Source organism: Bacteroides sp. (assembly GCF_030151085.1).
Taxonomy (GTDB): Bacteria; Bacteroidota; Bacteroidia; order Bacteroidales; family Bacteroidaceae; genus Bacteroides.
In genome coordinates this window covers 13195-31672 of sequence record NZ_JASLER010000076.1, presented here as the reverse complement: position 1 = coordinate 31672, position 18478 = coordinate 13195, and the positions used below count along the sequence as shown (strand labels likewise).

At 41.2% G+C, this 18478-nt stretch carries 15 protein-coding genes; 10 read left to right on the top strand and 5 right to left on the bottom strand.

Annotated elements, in window-relative coordinates; all coding sequences use genetic code 11:
* Window positions 1–37: 37 nt before the first annotated feature.
* Genes Q1W14_RS14950 through Q1W14_RS14940 form a run of 3 tightly spaced genes read left to right on the top strand, consistent with a single transcriptional unit; the run spans window position 38 to window position 3072 of the window.
* Window positions 38–799: a polyprenol monophosphomannose synthase gene (locus Q1W14_RS14950; RefSeq protein ID WP_300702789.1), complete on the top strand. Its 762-nt coding sequence runs from the start codon at window positions 38–40 to the stop codon at window positions 797–799.
* A gap of 10 nt (window positions 800–809) precedes the next feature.
* Window positions 810–2156 carry a dihydroorotase gene (locus tag Q1W14_RS14945; protein ID WP_300702787.1) on the top strand — a complete coding sequence of 449 codons (1347 nt, stop codon included), beginning with the start codon at window positions 810–812 and terminating at the stop codon, window positions 2154–2156.
* Between the two features lie 13 nt (window positions 2157–2169).
* Window positions 2170–3072: a vitamin B12 dependent-methionine synthase activation domain-containing protein gene (locus Q1W14_RS14940; protein ID WP_300702785.1), complete on the top strand. Its 903-nt coding sequence runs from the start codon at window positions 2170–2172 to the stop codon at window positions 3070–3072.
* Window positions 3073–3077: 5 nt separating this feature from the next.
* Here the strand turns inward: Q1W14_RS14940 and Q1W14_RS14935 are convergent, their stop codons facing one another.
* The 3 genes from Q1W14_RS14935 to Q1W14_RS14925 are packed head-to-tail and all read right to left on the bottom strand — an operon-like array spanning window position 3078 to window position 5694.
* Entirely contained in the window at window positions 3078–3923 is an 846-nt protein-coding gene (locus Q1W14_RS14935; RefSeq protein WP_300702783.1) for an outer membrane beta-barrel protein, read from the bottom strand.
* A gap of 28 nt (window positions 3924–3951) precedes the next feature.
* Window positions 3952–4821: an outer membrane beta-barrel protein gene (locus tag Q1W14_RS14930; protein WP_300702782.1), complete on the bottom strand. Its 870-nt coding sequence runs from the start codon at window positions 4819–4821 to the stop codon at window positions 3952–3954.
* Between the two features lie 21 nt (window positions 4822–4842).
* Window positions 4843–5694, bottom strand: a complete 852-nt coding sequence (locus Q1W14_RS14925) for a hypothetical protein (RefSeq protein ID WP_300702781.1) — start codon at window positions 5692–5694, stop codon at window positions 4843–4845.
* Window positions 5695–5924: 230 nt separating this feature from the next.
* Between Q1W14_RS14925 and Q1W14_RS14920 the strand changes: the two genes are divergently transcribed.
* The 4 genes from Q1W14_RS14920 (at window position 5925) to Q1W14_RS14905 (ending at window position 9028) form a co-directional block, all read left to right on the top strand.
* On the top strand, window positions 5925–6410 hold the full coding sequence (locus Q1W14_RS14920) for a sigma-70 family RNA polymerase sigma factor (protein ID WP_300702778.1): 486 nt from the start codon (window positions 5925–5927) through the stop codon (window positions 6408–6410).
* A gap of 3 nt (window positions 6411–6413) precedes the next feature.
* Window positions 6414–7037, top strand: a complete 624-nt coding sequence (locus tag Q1W14_RS14915; protein WP_300702776.1) for a hypothetical protein — start codon at window positions 6414–6416, stop codon at window positions 7035–7037.
* Window positions 7025–8191, top strand: a complete 1167-nt coding sequence (locus Q1W14_RS14910) for a metallophosphoesterase (protein ID WP_300702774.1) — start codon at window positions 7025–7027, stop codon at window positions 8189–8191. Before Q1W14_RS14915 ends, Q1W14_RS14910 begins: the two co-directional genes overlap by 13 nt.
* A gap of 78 nt (window positions 8192–8269) precedes the next feature.
* A complete protein-coding gene (locus Q1W14_RS14905; RefSeq protein ID WP_300702772.1) occupies window positions 8270–9028 on the top strand; it encodes a 1-acyl-sn-glycerol-3-phosphate acyltransferase in 759 nt (252 codons plus the stop codon).
* Between the two features lie 15 nt (window positions 9029–9043).
* On the opposite strand, the gene Q1W14_RS14900 is transcribed toward Q1W14_RS14905, so the two are convergent.
* On the bottom strand, window positions 9044–9796 hold the full coding sequence (locus tag Q1W14_RS14900; RefSeq protein ID WP_300702771.1) for a DUF4369 domain-containing protein: 753 nt from the start codon (window positions 9794–9796) through the stop codon (window positions 9044–9046).
* A gap of 133 nt (window positions 9797–9929) precedes the next feature.
* Here Q1W14_RS14900 and Q1W14_RS14895 point away from each other — a divergent pair, with 133 nt between their 5' ends.
* The 3 genes from Q1W14_RS14895 (at window position 9930) to Q1W14_RS14885 (ending at window position 15651) form a co-directional block, all read left to right on the top strand.
* On the top strand, window positions 9930–11165 hold the full coding sequence (locus Q1W14_RS14895; RefSeq protein ID WP_300702769.1) for an anaerobic sulfatase-maturation protein: 1236 nt from the start codon (window positions 9930–9932) through the stop codon (window positions 11163–11165).
* A gap of 25 nt (window positions 11166–11190) precedes the next feature.
* The gene (locus Q1W14_RS14890; RefSeq protein ID WP_300702767.1) at window positions 11191–13350 is read left to right on the top strand and encodes a S46 family peptidase; all 2160 of its coding nucleotides are present in this window, start codon (window positions 11191–11193) and stop codon (window positions 13348–13350) included.
* A gap of 138 nt (window positions 13351–13488) precedes the next feature.
* Window positions 13489–15651, top strand: coding sequence for a S46 family peptidase (locus tag Q1W14_RS14885; protein WP_300702765.1), 2163 nt, complete (start codon window positions 13489–13491; stop codon window positions 15649–15651).
* Window positions 15652–15679: 28 nt separating this feature from the next.
* Here the strand turns inward: Q1W14_RS14885 and Q1W14_RS14880 are convergent, their stop codons facing one another.
* Complete coding sequence (locus Q1W14_RS14880; protein WP_300702763.1) at window positions 15680–18343, bottom strand: DEAD/DEAH box helicase family protein; 2664 nt, start codon at window positions 18341–18343, stop codon at window positions 15680–15682.
* Between the last annotated feature and the right edge of the window lie 135 nt (window positions 18344–18478).

Sequence of the window (18478 nt, the reverse complement as noted above, 5' to 3'; positions counted from 1 at the left end):
AAAAGCGTTACATTTGTTCCCATTAATAACCCCCTATATGAATATGCAGACACCAGACAGCATCGTCATTATCCCTACTTACAACGAACGGGAAAATATAGAAAATATAATTCGTGCCGTTTTCGCTCTGGAACATGGGTTCCATATCCTTATTATCGAAGACGGTTCACCGGACGGTACCGCTGCCATCGTCAAGACTTTACAGCAAGAATTTCCCGAACGGTTGTTCATGGTGGAACGTAAAGGTAAACTCGGATTGGGAACAGCTTATATTGCTGGTTTTAAATGGGCGTTGCAACATAATTATGAGTACATCTTCGAAATGGACGCTGACTTCAGTCATAATCCTCAGGACCTTCCCCGCCTCTACAAGGCTTGTGCCGAAAAGGGTGCCGATGTAGCTATCGGTTCGCGTTATGTAAGTGGAGTGAATGTAGTTAATTGGCCTATGGGACGCGTGTTGATGTCTTATTTCGCATCTAAATATGTCCGCTTCATTACCGGATTACCCATCCATGATACTACTGCCGGATTTGTATGTTATCGCCGTAGTGTATTGGAAACTATCAATCTCGATGGCATTCGTTTTAAAGGCTATGCCTTCCAGATAGAGATGAAATTCACTGCTTACAAATGTGGCTTCAATATCAAAGAAGTACCTGTTATCTTCATCAACCGTGAACTGGGTACTTCCAAGATGAATAGTAGCATTTTTGGTGAAGCTGTATTTGGAGTGATTCGCCTAAAGTGGAATAGTTTATTCCATAAATACCCGAAATCAACGGAAAATAGAAAATAAAAAATAGAAAATGAAAAGGACGCTGATTCATAACGCTACCATTGTCAACGAAGGAGAATCTATACAAGGTTCTGTTGTTATAGAAAACGGACGCATTGCCGAAGTACTCATTGATTGGAAACCAATCTCCGCTCCGTGTGATGAAACGATAGATGCAACCGGATGCTACTTGCTGCCCGGTATCATTGACGACCACGTACATTTCCGTGATCCCGGACTTACTCATAAGGCAGACATCTTTACCGAAAGCCGCGCCGCCGCTGCCGGTGGTGTTACTTCCATCATGGATATGCCTAACACCAATCCTTTGACTATCACTCTGGATGCACTGAATGCCAAATTTGACTTGCTTAACGAGAAATGTATCGTCAACCATTCTTGCTACTTTGGTGCTACAAATAACAATTACGATGAGTTCAGCAAACTGGACAAGCACCGTGTCTGTGGAATTAAACTGTTCATGGGTTCCAGTACCGGCAATATGTTGGTAGACAAAATGAACAGCCTCCTAAACATCTTCAATGGTACTGACATGTTGATTGCTGCACACTGTGAGGATCAAGAGGTTATCAAAAATAATACCGCTAAATACAAGGAAATGTTTGCAGGAGCTGAGGATATTCCGGTTCAGAAACATCCGTCTATCCGCTCTACAGAAGCATGCTACAACTCTTCCGAACTGGCTATTCGCTTAGCTGGTATTGCAGGAGCTAAATTACATATTCTACATATCTCTACGGCTAAAGAACTCAGTTTGTTCAGCGATGCACCACTTTCCGAAAAGTTAATCACTGCCGAAGCATGTGTACCCCACCTTTTCTTTAGTTCTACTGATTATAAGACATTGGGTACCCGTATAAAATGTAATCCTGCCATCAAAGTAAAAAGCAATCGCGAAGCTTTGAGAGCCGCAGTCAATTCGGGCTTGATTGATGTCATTGCTACCGATCATGCTCCGCATCTGCTTTCGGAAAAAGAAGGTGGAGCACTGAAAGCTATGTCCGGTATGCCTATGATACAGTTCTCCCTTGTAAGTATGCTGGAGTTGGTGGATGAAGGTGTATTTACTTTAGAAACTATCGTTAATAAGATGTGTCATGCGCCTGCCGAAATTTACAATATCCATCAACGCGGTTACATCCGTGAAGGCTATCAGGCTGATTTAGTCTTGGTGCGCCCCGATACTCCATGGGAGGTGACTACTGATAAGATATTAAGCAAGTGCGGATGGAGTCCGCTGGAAGGACATACTTTCAATTGGAAAGTAGAAAAGACTTTCGCAAACGGACATCTCATCTACAATGAAAATACTGTGGATGACGCTTACCGTGGAGAAGAGTTAAGATTCAATATTTAGTGATTAGTGATTTATGATTAAGTCGGAAATACTCAATTACCCCATCCATAACGTAGCTCCCTACATCAATTGGATTTACTTTTTCCATGCATGGGGTTTTCAACCACGTTTTGCGGCGATTGCCAATATTCATGGTTGCGACGCCTGTCACGCCTCCTGGCTCACTACTTTTCCAGAAGAAGAACGTGCCAAGGCAGCAGAAGCTATGCAATTATTCAAAGAAGCAAATAGAGTATTAGACCAGTTGGATGAAGAAATCACCATTCAATGTATCTTCAAGCTTTGTCAAGCGAACAGTGATCAAGATAATCTGATCATAGAAGGAACTAATTTCCCTTTACTTCGTCAGCAAACGCCTCATCCTAATGGAAGTCCGTTTCTCTGCCTGAGTGATTTTATACGTCCTCTCTCTTCGGGAATTCCTGATATTGTAGGACTATTTGCTTCCTCTATCAATGGAGAGGTTGAGGAGTATTATAAGAATGATCCTTATAAACACCTACTTGTTCAAACGTTGAGCGACCGACTTGCTGAAGCTGCTACTGAAAAGATGCATGAGTATGTACGCAAGGAAGCTTGGGGATATGCACCCGAGGAATCATTGTCCATTCCCGATTTATTAGTAGAAAAATATCAAGGCATACGCCCCGCAGTAGGTTATCCTTCCCTGCCCGACCAATCCATCAATTTCCTATTGGACGAATTACTCGATATGAAGCAAATCGGCATAACCATAACAGAAAACGGAGCCATGCATCCGCATGCCTCCGTCTGTGGTATGATATTTGCTCATCCTGCATCGCACTACTTTGCAGTAGGAAAGATTGGGGAAGATCAACTAAAAGATTATGCTCATCGCCGCGGAATGTCCGTAGATGTTATGCGGAAATTCCTATCAGCGAACTTACCCAAATAATTTTTCTAGAACTTATAGCCAACCTCTATACCGAAACTCGTATAGCCCTTTGAATAATCATAGGACATCCACCCCGTGTGCCCTATTGTACTAATCAGGAAATGTCCTAATTCAACCCCTATACCATAGGCTGCACCTCCGCAAAAACGAGTCCCATAAATATCAAATTCTCTGTCTTCAGTTCTATAATTGCCTCCATTATCATAATAATTGTCAGCATGAAATTTAGCAGTTCCCCACAAACCTATATCAAAATAGGTGCCAAATCGGAATACTAGATTTGCTGAATATCCTAAAGGAAACTTCACGGCAAATAAAAGTGGAATTTCCATCACGCCCATATTAAAGGAGCCTTCGTCAAAACTATGACCATCCTCATAATAATAACCGTAGCCGTTCATTTTACGGAATGCCAAATTCACACTTGGTTGAAAAGCCCAATGACGTGACATTTTTAAATCTATTCCACCTCCTACGTAAAATACATGATTATCCATAGCCGCCTCAAAATCCCCGAAATCATACAATGGATATTCATATCCTGCTCGTACAAACCAAGCAAAACGATCCATGACCGCCTTACGCATTCGGATCTTTACAGGAATACCGGCAGAATAATCCTTTTTCCCTTTCTGTACCTCGATAGAATCAAGAATCAGCGGAACATTTTCCAATACAAAGTTCCCATTCCTATCTGTAGTTGTACTGATATTCGTACCTTTTACCGAAACTTTGGCACTATCCACCGGATAATAGTCTTTGTCTATAATACGACTCTTTAACTTTTGTCCCTGAGCCATTACGCTCATAGTTCCCATACATGCCAGCAACAATATATATATTCTTTTCATTGTCGTTCTCTTTTAATTCATTAGTTCTTTAAAAACGATAAGATACTCCAAAGGTTAAAGCCCAATTGTGTTCCACATCATCAGCGGAACTATCACCCGGAATTAGAACCATATTCTTACCCCAAGCGCCAACCATCCATTGCTTATATTCTACACCTAGTCCATAAGCCAATCCGGAACTAAATGGCAATAATAAAGCATGTTTACCATCACTTTCATAATAGGAATCATATTCTTTGCTATAGATGTCATATTCCTCTTTTACACCATTCGTTTCGGCCTTTACTTTACCTCCCAGTCCAAAAGAGATAGCAGGACCAAACGCTAACACCAGGTTAGTCTTATGTGCCAAGTTCCAACGTCTCATAAAGTACATGGGTACATCAAGAGTTACGGGACTCCAAGTTTCCTTATAATCAAGACCCGACTTATTATATTTATAAACCGTACCACGAGAAGCCAACTCCACCATCAAGCGAAAAGCCCAATGTTCTGAACGGCGCGTTTCAAAACCAAGACCAAACTCATACCCCATCTTTGAACTACCTCCAAACACCGTATAACGACTCATTACCACACCAGCTGATGCGACAAATGAAAACTTCTGGCGTTTCTGTTTTATCTGTATAGGAGTACCAATCTCCCATTCTTCCGTTTCCATCCCAATAGATTCTACTACTAAGCGCTTAGCCTTTACAGGTACTTCACGTAACAGGAATTTTCCATCAATATCGGTTACCGTGCTAATCGTAGTACCATGTACCGTGACCAACGCACCAACAATAGGTTGTTGCTGTTTATCTGTTACCACACCTTTAATGTCGTGTGTTGCCTCCTGTGCCATAAGTGTAACCAAACCCAGACAACTTATCAGGCATATCATTATCAATCGTTTCATTGTATTTTTCTGTTTATTTAGTTATAGAGACTTATTATAAGTCGTTACTTTCCATACCGGAGAATAGCTGATAGCTGTTCCAGAAGAAGCAAAAGCACGCACATAATATGTACCAGCCTCGCCAGGGTAGGCATTTATATATATCCTCCCTTCTTTCCAGTTCTGATCTATACCATTATCGTAATACTCCACTTCATCCTTTATCGTAGGAAGTTGGTTAGTGCGACTATAACAAATGCCACCTTCTGTAATCAAATGATTGGACTTGACGCTAAAAGATGCAATGATCTCAACTTCTCCTCCCATCATACATTCAAATAGACATGGCACATCCGGACGAGTATAAGTTTTCACGCTACTAAAAACGGTTTGTGAATAATATCCTCCATCCAAACAGTTATCAACGAATCCGGGATATTCCTTGTCCCATGTACTTAAACCTAATTTATAATAATAAGTAGGTGCATTACCAGATTCAGTCAGTTGCTGATTATTCTGAAAGAAATAAGGAGTATTTGCACTAGCTGTTAAAGCTCCCGCATAATTTCCATTCCACATATCCGAATTGCTTGTAGGAAGATCCGATTCACGGGTAGAAAACCAAAGGCGTGCATCACTATATGCCTCTCCGATTCCAAGAGTAACCTGCCCTTTAATAATAAGACCACCATTTCGTCTCATTTCGTCTTTTTGATAGACAGGATCATAATAATTTGAATTAATCACCAGATTCTCCAACTCATCGTAAGTCAATTCCGAGATATCTGTAATGTCACCAATGGAAAACTCTTTAGGTAATGTACGAGCTTCTTCAATTTCATCACACGAAGCCAGCAAGCATATCCCAAATAAAAAAATAGCCAGTCGTTTCATATTTTTCTAATATTTACATGTTATGTTGGTGCAAAGTTACACTTCTATTTTAAAATATTCAAACACTTTTTTGCCTATATTTAGCTAAACGGTATTATATGCGACTAAATGATTAAAACGTAGGACTAAAATCTCTTATTATTTTTTTATTTTTGCACCGAGAGATTGTGATTTAAATATTTTCTTTGCGACTAACAAAATATAAGCAATTCGAAAGAAGCCAAAGAAGAATGGAAAATGTAGAACAAGAGTTCGTATCCGTGGTACGGGAGTATGAGCGTGTCATATACAAAGTGTGCTATCTGTACACCACGCCTAATGCTACTCTCAACGACCTGTATCAGGAAGTGGTACTCAACTTATGGAAAGCATTTCCTAAATTCCGGCGGGAATGTAAAATTTCCACATGGATATACCGTATAGCACTGAATACGTGTATTAGTTTTATCCGAAAAGAAAAGAATATTCCCGAAATCGTAACTCTTACACAAGAAGTCGACCGAACCGAAGAAGATGATGAGACTCAAGTCATGCTACGACAACTCTATCACATGATAAACAGATTGGGACAATTGGAAAAATCCATCATCTTACTCTATCTGGAGGAGAAAAGCTACGAAGAAATTGCCGAAATCACCGGACTGACTGTAACCAATGTAGCTACAAAGCTCAGCCGCATAAAGGACAAACTAAAAAAAATGAACAAGGAGGAATAATATATGGAACTGGATGAACTGAAGAAATCTTGGCATGCTCTAAATGAACAGTTACAAAAGGGTCCAATTGCCGACGAGAAGAGAATCACGGAACTAATCGCCAGCAACAAAGCCAGTACCCGTAAGAGCTTGGGACGTATTGTAGGTTTGCAACGTTTCTCTATTGGCATTGGTGCCATTGGACTGGCGCTAACCATCTCAATATGGTTTCTGCTCCCCTCAATCTTTGTAAACGAACATACACAGAACAAAATTGCCGTATTTTTGGTTTTTATTGCCATCAGCATCATTGCAGGTCTTTGGTGGGACTGGAAAACATATCAATGGAGCAAAGGAACCCGTATCGATGAAATGAGCGTATCCGAAGTGAGTCATCGTATGACTACTTTCCGCCAATGGACTAAATATGAGGTTATAGCCATTTCAACATGGATTGTACTTTTCAATGTCCTCAATTACTGGGCAATGGACTATCATAAGGAATCCATAGGTATGCAAGCTGCACTTATTTTCTTCTTTGCAGTATTCGATACCTTGGTTATCTACCTTATCTATAAAATAATCTATAAGCATCTCAATAATATAAATAAAAACATAGAAGAATTGAAAGATATATGCACCGAATAACTCTCTTACTCATCCTGTTTCTTCTGATCCCGGATTTATATATTTACTTTGTATATGTTGTACGAAAGACTAAGAATAAACTCCTGCGTTGCTCCTACTGGCTACCAACTTTCCTATTGGCTGCAGGGTATGTGTATTTTATGTATCTGACTGGTGAAAATGCTTTATCAAATCACACGCAAAGCATAGGCAGATTGGCTATCGTCCTCATTCTTTTTATTCTTCCGAAGACTATATTCATGCTTTGCTCCCTGATAGGTGTATTGATACATTTCATCATACGCCGTTGTCCTCGCAGCCCATTTACTGCTATAGGACTCGTGTTAGGTATTGTCAGCTTTTTCAATATACTATATGGAAGTGTTGCCGGTATCACCCGATTCGAAGTAAAAGAGACAGAGTTCTATTCTAACGAGTTGCCGAAAGGCTTTGATGGTTATCGTATCGTTCAGATTTCAGATATTCACATCGGAAGTTGGCAAGGAAATCCGGAAGCCATCAAAAGATTGGTAGATATGGTCAATGAACAGAAACCTGACCTTATAGTATTTACCGGTGACTTGGTAAACCAACAAAGCCACGAATTAGATGGCTTTCAGGATATACTCTCACAACTACATGCCCCCGACGGTGTTTACTCCATCCTTGGTAATCATGATTATGGAAGCTACTATCATTGGAAGAGCAAGAAAGCAGAAATCGCCAACCTTGACAACCTGATTCAGCAACAAAAAGCAATGGGGTGGAAATTACTGAACAATGAACATGATATTCTTTATCACAATAATGATAGCATCGCCCTTATTGGTGTAGAAAATGATGGTGAACCTCCTTTCTCGCAGTTTGCTGACCTCCATAAAGCAATGCAGGGCACTGAAGGGATGTTCCAGATATTACTCAGCCACAACCCTACCCATTGGAGACGTGAAGTATTACCGGATACAAACATTCCTTTGATGCTTGCGGGACATACACACGCCATGCAAGGAATTTTATTCGGTCATTCTCTTGCCGAACTAATTTATCCTGAATGGAGCGGAATGTACAATGAAGGAAATCGAGCTTTATATGTAAATATCGGTATCGGTTATGTAGGGTTACCTTTCCGTTTCGGAGCATGGCCTGAAATAACAGTATTGACTTTGCGGAAGTAAAAGAATACTTATTTTCTATTTATCAAACAGAGTATTTCATGATATTTTCTATCTTTGCGACTAGAAAACCCAAAATCTATGAAGATACTCTATATTGTTTATCAGGTTTGCTTCGCGCTACCCATCTTATTAGTATTGACTATTCTTACCGCATTGATCACAATCATAGGCTCTTTGATTGGAGGTGCACATATATGGGGATACTATCCCGGCAAGATTTGGTCACAGTTAATTTGTTACTTTTTACTGATTCCTGTAAAGGTGAACGGTAGGGAAAAGTTGCATAAACGTACTTCCTATGTATTTGTACCCAATCATCAAGGTTCCTTTGATATATTTCTGATTTATGGTTTCCTGGGACGCAATTTCAAATGGATGATGAAGAAAAGCCTGCGTAAATTACCCTTCGTCGGAAAAGCGTGTGAGAGTGCAGGACATATCTTTGTAGATCGCTCCGGTCCTAAGAAAGTACTGGAAACAATCAAACAGGCCAAAGCTTCACTTAAAGATGGAATTTCACTAGTAGTGTTTCCCGAAGGAGCACGCACTTTCAGCGGACACATGGGATACTTTAAAAAAGGAGCTTTTCAATTAGCAGATGAATTGCAATTGGAAGTTGTACCCATCACTATCGATGGATCATTCGAAATACTTCCACGTACAGGTAAGTGGATTCATCACCATCGTATGATATTAACCATTCACGACCCTATTCCTCCCAAAGGACAAGGGATAGAAAATATCAAAGCCATTATGGCAGAAGCATATACGGCTGTTGAAAGCGCTTTACCTGATAAATTTAAAGGAATGGTCAAAAACGACGATCAGGACCGATAACACAAAATAGGGTTATCAGTTTTGTGGTGTAGTTGAAGAAGCATTTTGCTGCATACGGCGACGTTCCTCAATTAATTTCATATTTTCTTTAGCTTTAGAAAGGAAGTCTTTTACCAGCGGACTTTCTTTGAAAACTTGAGGAGCAGTTCTCATTATATCTTCAATTTGAGGAGTCATTACCGGATAAGGCAATGCACTGCACATCATCATAAAGACACTAGGACCGAGTACATTCTCAAAATTATCAGTAATAAACTGCTTCACATAATCATTCATGTCTTTTATCAGCGTTTCACCTTCTTTCGTCAGCTGCGCATGTACATCTTCCAGATTGGCACCATCCAACACCATACGCGCCTCTTTACGTTCCAGTTCCTCTATCTTGATTTCCATGGTATTCCGTTTATCAATAAACTCATAGAGCTTATCGTTCAGAGGAGTACCTTTAGCAAGTAATTGAGAATTAGAAATAGAGACTTCTATCTTTCCCTTTTCAAGAACCAATGGCATAAGACCTTCACCATCCATATAGACTGTCACCATCACTACAGAATCGGCCGGACCATCCATCTTAAAAAGTCCATGAATAACCTCTGCCGAGTCAATAGCCACCCACTCTCCGTTCTGAAGTGTTTTAAGAAACAACATCTTTCCGTCAAGGCTGGTTACCGAAGAACTACCCTCTATCTTATATTTACGACTACAAGAAGCAAATACCACAAGCAAAAGCAAAAGGGGCAAAACACGGTTCACACTCATTCTAATCATGCAGGAAACTATTTTTGAATTACACGCAGCAAAGGTATTAATAATCCTTATAAACCCGATAGAAAGAAAGGATTTTTCATTGCGTTTATGTATTTTTGCACAATTATAAATTATAAAAATAGAAAAAATATACATGTCAACCTATGCTCCATTTGCTAAACCCCTCTATGTAATGCTAAAACCTGTAGGGGCTGTATGCAATCTTGCATGCGATTATTGCTACTATCTGGAGAAGTCCAAACTGTACAAGGACAACCCCAAACATGTAATGAGCGAAGAACTTCTGGAAAAATTCATTGAAGAATATATTAACTCACAAACTATGCCACAAGTACTGTTCACATGGCATGGTGGAGAAACTTTGATGCGTCCGCTCGCTTTTTACAAACGAGCCATGGAACTTCAGAAGAAGTACGCTAATGGTAGAACAATAGACAATTGCATACAAACCAACGGTACCATGCTAACCGATGAGTGGTGCAAGTTTTTCAAAGAAAACAACTGGTTGGTAGGTGTTTCCATTGATGGACCACAAGAATTTCACGATGCCTATCGCAAGAACAAGCTCGGAAAACCATCCTTTATCAAAGTAATGCAAGGAATCAACCTCTTGAAAAAGTATGGTGTAGAATGGAATGGGATGGCAGTTGTTAATGACTTTAATGCAGACTATCCTTTGGAATTTTATAATTTCTTCAAAGAAATAGGCTGCCACTATATACAATTCGCCCCTATTGTTGAGCGCATTACGCCACATCAGGATGGAAGACAACTCGCATCTATGGCGAATGAAGCAAATGAAACCCAATTGGCAGACTTCTCCGTAAACCCCGAACAATGGGGAAATTTCTTATGTACCTTATTTGATGAATGGGTAAAGCAGGATGTTGGAACTTATTACATCCAGTTATTCGACTCTACCCTTGCCAACTGGATAGGTGAACAGCCGGGTGTCTGCTCTATGGCAAAGACCTGTGGGCATGCCGGAGTTATGGAATTTAATGGAGATGTATATGCCTGCGACCATTTCGTTTTTCCGGAGTATAAATTAGGCAACATCCACCAAAAAACATTGGTAGAAATGATGTATAGTGAGAAGCAGCAAGCCTTTGGACTAATGAAGCAACAATCGCTCCCTACCCAATGCAAGGAATGCGAATGGTTGTTTGCCTGCAACGGCGAATGTCCCAAAAATCGCTTTTCCCGGACTAATGGCGGAGAATCAGGGCTTAACTACCTGTGTGCCGGCTATCGAAAATTCTTCAAACACGTAGCTCCGTATATGGACTTCATGAAGAATGAGTTGATGAATCAACGCCCCCCTGCCAACGTCATGGAGGCAGTCAATGAATTGAGAATTAAACATTAATCATTAAATATTAATCATTAAATACATGAACGTAAAAAAGTACTTGATTGTGGCAGCTGCCGCACTAACAGTCTACTCTGCGCGTGCAGATGAAGGAATGTGGTTACTGCAACTGATGAAGCAGCAGAACTCTATCGATATGATGAAAAAACAAGGTTTGAAACTTGAAGCAGACGACTTATATAACCCTAATGGAGTATCTCTGAAAGATGCCGTAGGTATCTTTGGGGGTGGTTGTACCGGTGAAATCATCTCCCCGGAAGGTCTGATTCTGACAAACCACCATTGTGGATATGCTTCCATACAACAGCATAGTAGCGTAGAACACGACTACCTGACCGATGGCTTTTGGGCTAAGAATCGTAATGAAGAATTGGCTACTCCGGGCCTGAAGTTCCAGTTTATAGATCGTATTGAAGATATCACTGACATCGTAAACCAGAAAATCGCAGCCGGCGAAGTAACGGAAATCGACGCAATGACTCGCCCCTTCCTCTCTAAATTGGCAAAAGAGCTTTTTGCTAAAAGTGATTTGAAGGATCAGAAAGGTATCGAAGTACAGGCATTGCCTTTCTATGCCGGAAACAAATTCTATTTATTCTTCAAGAAAGTTTATACGGACGTTCGTATGGTAGCCGCTCCTCCCTCATCTGTAGGTAAATTCGGAGGTGAAACGGATAACTGGATGTGGCCGCGCCATACCGGTGACTTCTCCATGTTCCGAATCTATGGCGATGCTAATGGTAATCCGGCAGAATACTCGGCAGACAATGTTCCATTGAAAACTCCGAAGTATTTGCCTATTTCCATTAAAGGTTTGAATGAAGGAGATTATGCCATGATAATGGGCTTCCCCGGCAGCACTAGCCGCTACCTCACTGTGTCCGAAGTAAAAGAACGGATGAATGCTGAAAACGAACCTCGTATCACTATTCGTGGTGCCCGTTTGGGTGTTTTAAAAGAAGTAATGGCTGCCAGCGATAAGACTCGCATTCAATATGCCAATAAATATGCAGGTTCCAGCAACTACTGGAAAAACTCAATCGGCATGAACAAAGCTATCATTGACAACGATGTACTGGTTTCAAAGACCGAGCAAGAGCAAAAATTCGCTGAGTTTGCAAAAGGCAAACCGGAATACGAAGGTATCGTTGATAAAATCGATGCAATTAAAGCAGAAACTGAACCATTGGTACGTCAGTTTACTTACTTATCAGAGGCTTTCATAGGTGCTATTGAGTTTGGAAGTCCTTACTTAATAATGGAAGATTTGAAGAAAGGATTGCAAGAGAAAAATGACTCACTTATTAATAAAGCTACGGAACAACTGAAAAGTGTATTTGCCGATATCCATAACAAAGATTATGACCATGAAGTAGACCGTAAAGTAGCAAAAGCTATTTTTCCTGTATATGCTAAGGCTATTCCGGCTGAACAACGTCCTGCCTTCTATCAAATGATTGACAAGGAATACAAAGGAGACATCAACGCTTTCATTGATGATATGTATGACAACTCTATCCTGGCAAATCAAGCAAACTTCGACAAATTCTTGAAAAAGCCTACTATTAAAGCGATTGACAAAGACATTGCTACACATTACTCAAAAGCGAAGATTGAAAAACGCACGGAACTTCTGAATATGATAAACAATAAGAGTGAAAATGAAGAAGCTCTGCATAAAGCATACATTCGTGGTTTAGGTGAGATGAAGCAACCGGTACCTTCTTATCCGGACGCAAACTTTACCATTCGTCTGACATACGGTAATGTAAAATCATACAATCCTCGCGATGCTGTACATTATAAATATTACACTACCACAGACGGTATCCTCGAAAAGGAAAATCCCGAAGACCGTGAGTTTGTTGTTCCTGCTAAGCTGAAAGAGCTTATCCAGAATAAAGACTTTGGACGTTATGCAATGGCAGACGGTACAATGCCGGTTTGTTTCCTAACTACTAACGATATTACCGGTGGTAATTCAGGAAGTCCGGTCATCAATGCAGAAGGCCAGCTTATCGGTACTGCATTCGATGGAAACTGGGAATCATTAAGTGGTGACCTTACTTTCAACAACGATTTGCAACGTTGTATTAATCTCGATATCCGTTATGTACTCTTTATTCTCGACAAACTGGGAGATTGTGGACATTTAATAAATGAAATGAACATAATTGAATAATTAATCACTCCTTGGGAATCATATAACGAGTGAATGACAATGACTCAGTGACTGAATGGCATTCAGTCACTGAGTCATCCCCTTTCAGTCAGGGACTCATTACCACCCCCCTCAGAACACCTTCTAACGCACATTATCATGAAGAGAGTTATATTATCATTATTATTTACATCTACAGTTTTAACAACACATGCAGACGAAGGCATGTGGATGCTTACTGACCTACAAAAACAGAACGAGGTAGCCATGACCGAGCTGGGATTGCTCATCCCCGTCAACCAAATATATAATCCTGACGGCATCGCCCTGAAAGATGCCGTTGTACACTTCGGAGGTGGCTGTACCGGAGAGGTTATTTCCGCAGAAGGTTTGGTACTAACCAACCACCATTGCGGCTACGGCTCCATCCAGCAACATAGTAGCGTAGAGCACGACTACCTGACTGACGGTTTCTGGGCAATGTCTCGCGATGAAGAGTTACCTTGCAAAGGGCTTACCGTCACCTATATTGACGAAATATTAGATGTAACAGATTACGTAAACGAACAACTGAAGATAGACAACGATCCGAACGGAACCAATTATCTATCTCCTAAATATCTGACCAAAGTCGCTGATCGTTTTGCTTCCGCACAAGGTATAACTTTAACACCCGGTCGCAATCTGGAACTCAAAGCTTTTTATGGTGGCAACCGCTATTATCTGTTTATAAAGACTACCTACAACGATATTCGCATGGTAGGTACTCCTCCCTCCTCCATCGGTAAATTCGGTGCCGATACGGACAACTGGATGTGGCCGCGTCATACAGGCGACTTTTCATTGTTCCGCATCTATGCCGACAAAGATGGACTGCCCGCTACATACAGTAAAGACAATCTACCTTTAAAAGTAAAGAAACACCTCACCATTAACCTCAACGGCTATCGTGAAGGAGACTTTACCTTTATCATGGGATTTCCCGGTCGCAACTGGCGTTACATGATTTCCGACGAAGTAGAAGAACGTATGCAAACCACTAACTTCATGCGTCATCATGTACGTGATGCACGCCAAAAAGCACTAATGGAGCAGATGTTGAAAGATGATGCCGTGCGCATCCATTATGCCAGTAAATACGCTTCTTCTGCCAATTACTGGAAAAATGCCATCGGTATGAATCAAGGCCTTGTCCGTCTGAAAGTTCTGGATACCAAACGCGCACAGCAAGAAGCCTTATTAAACCGCGGACGTGAAAAAGGAGATGATTCTTATCAAAAGGCATTCGACCAGATACGCAGTATTGTGCAACATCGCCGTCCGGCTCTTTACCACCAGCAAGCCATTCAGGAAGCTTTGGTAACCGGCCTTGATTTCATGCGTATTCCTAATACATCCGATCTGGTTGCTGCTTTGAAAAGTAAAGATAAAACCCGTATCAAAGCTGCGGTAGATAGTCTTCAGATAGCAGCAGATAATTATTTTACTTCTGTTCCTTTCCCCGAAGTAGAACGTATCGTTGGCAAACAAATGTTGAAAACTTATATGCAGTATATCCCTGCCGACCAACGCATTGGTATCTTCAAAGTTATTGACCAACGTTTCAAAGGAGATAGTGACGCATTTATCGACGCTTGTTTCAACTATTCTATCTTTGGTAATAAAGAGAATTTCGACAAATTCATCCGCAAACCCAGTCTATACAAAATCAATAACGATTGGATGGTTCTGTTTAAATACTCCATCACTAACGGCTTGTTACAAACCGCCATTGCCATGATGGATGCCAACAAGAACTATGACCTTGCCCACAAAGTATGGGTAAAAGGTATGATGGACATGAAGCAGGAAGCGGGTATTCCTATCTATCCGGATGCCAATTCCACCTTGCGCCTGACTTATGGACAAGTTCTTCCCTACTCGCCGGCAGATGGTGCAGAGTATAACTATTATACCACTTTGAAAGGTGCTATGGAGAAAGAAGATCCCAATAACTGGGAGTTTGTAGTTTCTGCCAAGTTAAAACAGCTCTACCAAGCTAAAGACTTCGGACGCTATGCCATGCCTAATGGAGAAATGCCCGTTTGTTTCATTGTCAACACCGACAACACCGGAGGTAATTCCGGCAGTCCGGTATTCAATGCCAAAGGAGAATTAATAGGTACCGGTTTCGATCGCAACTACGAAGGATTGACAGGCGATATCGCTTTCCGTCCGTCTTCGCAACGTGCTGCCTGTGTGGATATTCGCTATACTTTGTTTATTATAGACAAGTATGCCGGAGCATCTCATATTATCAAGGAACTCACCATTACAGAGTAAACTATTCAAGCAAGTGGAAATACGAAGGTTATTTCCACTTGCTTACTCTTTCCACATCCTCCGCAAAGTAAGCGGACAACGCTTCCATTCTTGCTTTCAGTAGCATCTTCCGTCCCTCTTTCGAACGGGTAAATATCAATTCATTTTCTCCGACCAATTTCTGCCAACATCCTGCAAAATAAGCCGAGGACTCTTTTTTGCGTCCCAACACTTCCGGTACAGCATGATAATCGGTTTGAGAGATAAAAAACAACCTGCGGCTTTTTCTTAGTATCAGATAGCGTGGACTATCTATCACAGAAACTATTTCGCTCATAGCCTCTGTAAACATAGACTTCTCAAAATTCGTACCACCCCGTAAATGGCAAAACATCCCGCCTGAGCCGTCTTCCTGAACAGACACAGACAATTCAGCAGGCGATGTCTGTATATTTCCCATTCGTATAAGTGCCTGAAGCAATGCCTCACCTATCCCGCGTATATCTTTGGTGATGTCACGATAATGCAAATACAATCTAAACACTCTGATCGTTTGTCGTCCGAAATAAATAATCCCCAGAATACCGAATATCAACAACAGAAACTTGACATCCTCTATTGCACGAGGGCGCGACTTGAACAATGCCTGTAGAAAATCCATTCCGAAAGCAGCAAGACCAGAACATAAACTTGCCACCAAGTAAGCTATTGACCGGGTGAGATAGAGCATCTTCACATGTTCCACCTTTTCTTTATATTCTGCCTTAACTGGCATTTTAATTTCTTCTATCAGACTTACGCCACGTTCCAAACCAACTCGCCAGCGTTCTCTCAATCCCGCTCTATCCGCAGCAAGAGTGAAAGTTCTCTCATTGAATTGTTTTAATACATCCCAATCAAGAAAATAATCAGGCAAATCTAAACGATGAATACCATTTTCTATACATCCCTCTTCCAAGAAGGACACTCCGACAAAACCTTTGAACCGTCGTCGTAACATCTCTACATCTCCGCCACCAGTAGGAGAAGATAAGTCCGCACATACCAGGTGCCAAATATTTCCAGTCTTATCTCGATTGCCACGCATCGTTCTGATGGCCCGTCCACGCATTTGATTGGAGAGGACAAAAGAACCGACACTGCTGGCAAGTATTAAAGCATTCAGTGCCGGAGCATCCCAACCCTCGCCCAACAAAGATTTTGTGCCGACCAGCACTTCAAAGCCGCCTGCCTGAAAAATATCGGTTACATATTTCACAGCCGCCCCTCTGATTGAATCTGTCAGAGTGATTCGTACATACCGGTCGTCATAAGGAAAAATCGAAGATTGCAATTCTCCTATTCCGCTTTCCTGCATTTTGTTCTGCATTACGGACATTGCATCACGCGGAATTATAACAATACTGCCGGTAAGTACACCTAAGCACAGATCCGAAAGATTCTCACGACGAAGTTTTTCAAAAATAGGCAATACTCCCAGTTTGCCAGTATATAAATCAGCATCCGGTCCGGCAGTCAGAAATTCTTTTCGTATAAAATCCGCCAGTACTACCAAGCGTAAATCTTTCTTCAAATGTTGATATTCAAAACGGACTATGTCGCAGATACTGTTCACTTTTTCTATACTCGTAGTAAGTGCCGCATTAATTTTTCGATTATATTGAAAAGATATTTGCCCGCTTTCTATCACTCCATAACGAAGCAAACGGTTTTCCAGTCGTTCCTGATGAACTTCGCAACCGACAAACATCGTCCTTTCCTTATTCAAATACAAGTCAAGTAATGTTTCCGCCCAGTTATAATCAAATGGTGGAAAATCAGAAAGTTCATTGCCGACAATATCCAAATGCACAAGCGGAATATCATGTCCTGTAGCATGCAGATAGATAAGCATAGAAGAGTAATAAGCCATGTGGTCGTAAATCCACTCCAACGATTCATCCGGCAATTCCCATAATGGTAAAGATTCTATCGCTTGTAGCAGCTCTTTATCAGTCAGGAGTTCCTGAAAGAGAGAATCGGCGCGTTTTCTAAAATCACAAATCCGTTCGTATTCCCATTGGGAAGGACGAGAGAAGTAGACATAATCCTGATGCGGACATAAGTCTCCTTCACGCATCAGTTCCGGCACCGTTATTTCAGCATCTACCGGTCCGTTCAAAGCAATATAACGATCCCACTCCGCCGGTGTCACATCATACGGAGGAGTAGCTGTAAGTCCCACGATAACAGGAGAAAGAGTTTCTTGCAACTTACGGAGTGGGTGCCACCACTCGTTCTTCAAATGGTGTGCTTCATCGGCAACTACCATCTTCAATCCTTGTTTCTGTAACAATTGGATAGCATCCTCTTGCTTTTCCTTTCTCCGGGTGCTATCACAAGCCGCATGCAAAGCCTGATAAGTACTAACTGTGAGAAAAGAAGGTTGGCGGATATCACATGAAATCCAATCCGGCACTTGTGCTGTCTGCAAGAACAACTCACAAAAACGGTCCACCCATTGATTACGTACAGCGATAGTAGGAGCTAAAATCAATGTAGGAGCATCCAGTCTTAACATCACTTCAAGCCCCAATACCGTTTTGCCCGAACCGGGAGGAGCCACAACATGTAATGCCCCATTTGAAATATATTGTTTCAGGTCTGCCAATACACGTTCCTGATAACCACGCCAAGGGTATTTAAAATGAATTCCCTGAGGAAAATGCTCCATAAATGCCGTATTCTAAATTGAGAATCCAAAGATACGACTTTAACTATAAAATAAAGTAATAGTGAACAAAAAACGCCTTAAACTGTTTTTTATATAAACAGTAATAACTATTTTCGCACCTCGAATATACGGGGT